7 protein-coding genes are annotated in these 5,125 nt (G+C 73.2%); 3 read left to right on the top strand and 4 right to left on the bottom strand.

Annotation, left to right across the window (positions count from 1 at the left end; all coding sequences use genetic code 11):
* Positions 1–123 precede the first annotated feature (123 nt).
* Both ACIQOV_RS26690 and ACIQOV_RS26685 read left to right on the top strand, forming a co-directional pair.
* Positions 124–522 (top strand): hypothetical protein, encoded by a 399-nt coding sequence (locus ACIQOV_RS26690; protein ID WP_401052609.1) that lies wholly within the window; start codon positions 124–126, stop codon positions 520–522.
* Between the two features lie 77 nt (positions 523–599).
* Positions 600–947 (top strand): hypothetical protein, encoded by a 348-nt coding sequence (locus ACIQOV_RS26685; RefSeq protein ID WP_401052607.1) that lies wholly within the window; start codon positions 600–602, stop codon positions 945–947.
* A gap of 93 nt (positions 948–1,040) precedes the next feature.
* On the opposite strand, the gene ACIQOV_RS26680 is transcribed toward ACIQOV_RS26685, so the two are convergent.
* On the bottom strand, positions 1,041–1,868 hold the full coding sequence (locus ACIQOV_RS26680; protein ID WP_401052605.1) for an alpha/beta fold hydrolase: 828 nt from the start codon (positions 1,866–1,868) through the stop codon (positions 1,041–1,043).
* A gap of 46 nt (positions 1,869–1,914) precedes the next feature.
* Positions 1,915–2,580: a DUF4097 family beta strand repeat-containing protein gene (locus tag ACIQOV_RS26675; RefSeq protein ID WP_401052602.1), complete on the bottom strand. Its 666-nt coding sequence runs from the start codon at positions 2,578–2,580 to the stop codon at positions 1,915–1,917.
* Positions 2,581–2,913: 333 nt separating this feature from the next.
* Between ACIQOV_RS26675 and ACIQOV_RS26670 the strand changes: the two genes are divergently transcribed.
* On the top strand, positions 2,914–3,651 hold the full coding sequence (locus ACIQOV_RS26670; RefSeq protein ID WP_359906480.1) for a helix-turn-helix domain-containing protein: 738 nt from the start codon (positions 2,914–2,916) through the stop codon (positions 3,649–3,651).
* Positions 3,652–3,706: 55 nt separating this feature from the next.
* Here the strand turns inward: ACIQOV_RS26670 and ACIQOV_RS26665 are convergent, their stop codons facing one another.
* On the bottom strand, positions 3,707–4,393 hold the full coding sequence (locus tag ACIQOV_RS26665) for a hypothetical protein (protein ID WP_401052600.1): 687 nt from the start codon (positions 4,391–4,393) through the stop codon (positions 3,707–3,709).
* Complete coding sequence (locus tag ACIQOV_RS26660) at positions 4,390–4,614, bottom strand: hypothetical protein (protein WP_401052597.1); 225 nt, start codon at positions 4,612–4,614, stop codon at positions 4,390–4,392. Before ACIQOV_RS26660 ends, ACIQOV_RS26665 begins: the two co-directional genes overlap by 4 nt.
* Positions 4,615–5,125 lie beyond the last annotated feature (511 nt).

The following is a 5,125-nucleotide window of genomic DNA, read 5'->3' as shown; positions in this document are numbered from 1 at the left end:
GGGACGTACCAGGAGAACGCGATGTTCTGAGGCCGCGGCCGGAGCGGACCCGCCGCCCTCCTCGTCGCGCCCGCCTACGCGCTCACCCTCACCGTCCCCTCGCCCTACGACTTCGTCCTGCCGATGGCCCTGCCGATCGCCCTGGTCATCTGCGCCGCCGCCCACCACGACCTGCCCCGTGGCGGCCCGCGACCCGCGCCGCGCCGCCTGGCCCAGTGGCTGGGCGGCGTCTCCTTCGGCTTCTACCTCTGCCAGGGCGTCGTCCTTTTCCACGGCCGCCCCCTCGTCCTCGGCGACCGCACCTACCCGACCCCGATCGCGGTCCTGCTGACGCTCGCCGCGTTCGCCGCGACCCTGGCCGCCGGAGCCCTCGTCCACACCCTGGTCGAACGCCCGGCGGTACGGCGCCTCGCCCGCCGCCGTGGCGCGGCGGGGGGAGACCTGGACAGGCTCCGCCCATGTCGAGCCGGCACCGATCGAGGGGATTCACCGCCGCCCAGCTCTCGATCATCGACGAACTGAGCATCCTCCCGTTTCCCGGGCGGGAGGTCCGGCCGGGGAAGGACCGTCGATGGGGTGGTCCCGGACACCATGTGGCAGTGCTCGGGGAGAGCCGGGACTTCTGGGACGACCGCGGCGAAGAGATCGTCGAGGCGGCCGAACAGGAGCTGGAAGCCGATCTCCACGCACTGACGGCCGTTCTGGCCGACCGTTGGGGAGATCCGGCGACGGTCGAACTGTGGCCGGATCTCGGGTTCGACGACCCGGATCCCGAATCGGCGGCTCCGGAGCCGCTGGGCTTCCTGGGCAACGTCGCCGGCACCATGCGCGTGTGGTGGCTGCCGTCCGGCGGCCGTTGGTTCGCGCTGGCCATCGGCCAGGCCGATCCGGAGTTCCCGTTCGAGCTGCTGGCCGCCGTCGGTGAGGAGTCCTCGCTTCCGCGCTGAGCCGCGGCGCGCAGGGCCGCCGTTCCGGCGGGCCGCCAGGTGGCGCCAGGTGGCGGCAGGTGGCGGCCGGTGCCGGTGCGGGTGCGGGGGCCGTCAGTGGCCGGGGGCGGGGCGGTCGAGGGCGGCGACCTCGCGGACGGCGTCGGCGATGGCGCGGAAGTCCTTCTTCAGGATCGCGCCGTGGTTGCTGGGGACCTTCGCGCTGATCTCGATGTGCGGGTTGCGCTCGGTCACCGCGGGCAGGGCCGCGCGGATGATCTCCTGCTCCTCGCCCTTGCTGCCCAGGGACACCCCCGAGGCGACCACGTACCGGGTCGGGACGGTGACGGCGTCCAGCACCGGGCCCAGTGCGCCGGCGCTGCCGATCCTGCCGAGCTCGATGTTGCAGTCGGACATCTGCCGGTGGGTCATCCGCGGGGTCAGGCCGGTGGGGCGCATCAGCGCCATGAGCGGCGCCCACTGCCGGAACTGCCTGCGGATGCGCTGCTCCATCTCCTCGGTGAGCCAGTCGTAGGGCTGAGCGCCGTCGACCAGGACGGCGCCGATGGTGCGCCGCGGGTTGCGCGAGGCCTGGTGCGCGCCGAGGAACGCCCCGTAGGACCAGCCCACCAGCAGGGCCCGCTCGACGCCGCGGGCGGTGAGGACGGCGTCGATGTCCCGGACGGCGGCCTCGAAGGAGTAGTCCGCGGAGCGCTTCGACCGGCGGCCGCGGGCCCGCTCGTCGTAGGTGATGTGCCGGAACCGCGGGCCGAGTTCGGTGATGACGCGGCGCCAGTAGCCCTGGGTGGCGAACTGGCCGTTGAGGTAGAGCACGGGCAGGCCCGGGCCGCCGGTGTCGGTGACGGCGAGGGCGGTGTCGTCGACCGGCAGCATGCCGGTCCACGCGCTCGGACGGGTGGTGGGTGTCGCGTTGCCGGTCATGGTGTCCCCCTGGAACTGGATGGTGTCGGCCCGGGCGGGGCCGGGGTCAGAGGCTGCGGGCGGTGATGTCGCCGTGGGAGGTGGTGGCGCGGATGTCGAGCACGGTGGTGCCGTCGTTGCGCAGGGCGTTGGCGATGCGGCCGTGGCCGGTGCCGGCGTCCAGGGCGGCCGAGGCGCCGGCGGCGGCGCCGACGGTGATGCTCCCGGCCTGGGTGGTCAGCTCGACGGTGCCGCGCCGGGCCTCGGTGATCCGGATGTCGCCGCGGGTGGTGGCGATCCGGGCGGGCCCGGTGAGCCGGCCGACCTCGATGTCGCCGTCGACGGCGGTCAGGTCCAGGCTCGCGGCCTCGTCGACCTTGGTGGTGCGGTACGCGCCGTCGAAGGCGACGTCGCCGAGGCGGCCGACGACGCGCAGTTCGGCGGCGGCGGCCCTGCCCTGGACGGCGGAGCCGGCCGGCAGCTGGACGGTGACCTCCAGGGAGCCGGTGGGGCCCAGGAGCTGGTGGCCGGTCGCGGCGGTGGTGATCCGCAGGACGCCGTCGGCGAAGGCGACGTCGGTGCGCTCGGCGGCCTGGACGTCGCGGTTCTTGCCGGCCTCGGCGGGCCGGACCTCGACGGTGGTGTCGCCGCGCTCGGCGGCGATGAACCGGACGCGCCCGCCGGGGATGTCCAGGACGACGGTGATCGGGGCGGAGGTGTCGAACTTCTGCATGGTGCGCTCCTGGGTGGATGCGGGGGTGGGTGCGGGCTCGGGCCCGGTTCCGGGCCTGCCCCGTCGGTGTTTCCGACGTTGGAAACGCTACGTTGCTTTCAAGATCTCGGCAACTAGTTCGTTGCGTCAAAACAGCGTTGCAGCAGGTGAATGAAGGGAAACTGTTGCAACAGATGTGTCGATGAATGCAACGGCGACCATTGCGACCATTGCAATGGGTGGAAGGTGAACGCTATGGTGGGGGCGACCGGTGACCCCACCGGTAAGCACGCCGCGAACCGTGCGGCGAACCGTGCCGCGAACCGTGCGGCGACGACCACCGAGGAGAACGCGATGCCCGGAGGCAGGCTCACCCAGCAGGAACGCCGACAGATCGCGCTGGGGCTGGCCGACAGCCTCCCCTACGCCGAGATCGCCCGGCGCCTGGAACGCCCCACCTCCACCGTCACCCGCGAGGTGATGCGCAACGGCGGCCCCCTCGCCTACCGCGCCGACCTCGCCCACCGCGCCACCGAACACCGCGCCCAGCGGCGCCGGCCCGCCACCCCCGGCGCACAGCAGTCCGGCCCGCAGCCCCACGGGCGCGACAGCGAGGCCGTGGCCGCCTACGAGGAACAGCTCACCACCGTCCTGATGGGCTCGGGCCTCAACCGGATGGGCGCCCGGGTGATCACCTGCCTGTCCACCACCGACGCGGGCAGCCTCACCGCCGCCGAACTCGCCCAGCGCCTGCAGGTCAGCCCGGCGTCCGTCTCCAAGGCGATCGCCTTCCTGGAGAGCCAGAGCCTGGTACGCCGCGAACGCGACGAACGCCGCCGCGACCGCTACATCGTCGACGACGAGCTCTACTACCAGGCCGTCATCGCCAGCGCCCGCGCCAACGACCGGGTCATCGAAGCCGCCCGCCAGGGCGTCACCGTCCTCGGCCCCGGCACCCCTGCCGCCGTCCGCCTGGAGAACATCGCCCGCTTCCTCGACTTCATCAGCGAGAGCATCGTGCGCGCCGCCGACCAGGCCCGCGAAGTCCTCCACACCAAGCCGGCCTCCACCGCGGGCAAGGAACCGGAGTAGGAAGCCGGAGCGGGAAGCCGGACCCGCCGACTTCCCGCTCCGGGGCCGTGAGGGGTCAGGCCGCCCGGCGCAGGACGGCCTTCTCGATCGTCCGGATCCGCCGCCACGTGTACACCCACGCGTCGATGTCCCGCACCCCGCAGATCTGCAGGTAGTGCCGCACCTTCTCCATCTGCGGAAGCACCGAGGCGTTGAGCATGTCGGAGATCGTGCTGCGCCGCAGGACCTTGCCGTACGCCGTGTGCCGCTGCCGGTGCAGCCTCTCGCTGCGCTCCTCCAGCCGGCGCAGCGACGGCTCGCCGGCCCAGATCCTCACGTCCCCCAGGCCCGCGACGAACTCCTCCACGGTGGAGAACATCACCGGGTCGGGTTCCCCCGCGGCCGGGACCGGCACGCGCCAGTCGGGGGCGGGAAGCTCGTCGGGGACGTGCTGGGCGGCGGGGCGCTCGGCAGCGGTGCGCCGAGCGGCGGCACGGGCTTCCTCGGCCGCCGCTTCGCGGAGGAGCAGCAGGCGCTGCCGGGCGCGACTGCTCAGGTCCATGGCCTCCAGTAGCGCCTCCAGCATCTGTTCCGAGGGAAGAATCGCCCCTCGGAACAGGCTGCCCGTGGTGCTGACCGGCAGTCCGCTCTTCCGTGAGATCGAGCTCAGGGGCGGCTGACCCACCAGCAGGCGCTGTTCCGCCAGCTCGGCGAAGAGCCGCCTGCGGGCGGAAGGGCCCTCCGCGTGAGCCGGCGTGCTCATCGCCGCCCCCGGGCAGCCGTGCCGGAGGCCTCCACCGCCGCGGTGACGACGACGGTCACCAGCGCCTCGACGGCGTACCCGAGGACGATCAGGGCGATGACGCCGGCCAGGGCGACCGCGAGGAACGCCGCGGACAGCGCGGCGCGCCGGAGGTCGTGGCTCTCGGCGTACTGCGCGGGCGGCGGCGTGCGCCGCACCGCGCATCGGAACTCGAACAGCACTGTGATCCCTCTCTGAACCCTCAACCCGGACGTGGGGATTGCCGTCCCCTGGGCCGCCCGGCGGGCGGCCGGGTCAGATCATGCGCGGGCCGTGAAGGCCCGCGCAAGTTCCTGCCGGTGGGCGCGACCGGCGTCAAAAGGAGACCTGGCGAGGGGATTTGACGGCTTCTCGGGACGGCTTCGGACACCGCCGCGCCGGCACCGGAGCCCGTGCGTCCGGGGCCGTCCGAAGCCGTCCGCGTACCTGCGGGCGCAGTCGCGGGATCGCGCCTGCTCAGGGCGATCGGGCGTCCGAAGCCGTCCGGGAGTGTCCGAAGTCGTCCGGCCCGCTTGGTCGGAGCCCCGCCGGCTGCCACAGTGCAACCCGAGAGCCCTTCCCCTCAACCCGGACGGTCTCCCCGGGCGGAGCGCTGTTGCCGCAGTCCCGCCGTGACGCGGATCACATCGAAGAAGGCCTGCCCCGTCAAGGGAGCAGGCCTTCTTTCCGTTCCCAGGGGGCAGCGGCTCAGGG

The organism is Kitasatospora sp. NPDC091257 (assembly GCF_044757675.1).
Lineage (GTDB): Bacteria > Actinomycetota > Actinomycetes > Streptomycetales > Streptomycetaceae > Kitasatospora > Kitasatospora lactacystinica.
The sequence above is the reverse complement of the archived record's forward strand: the minus strand, read 5'-3'. Positions and strand labels throughout refer to the sequence as shown.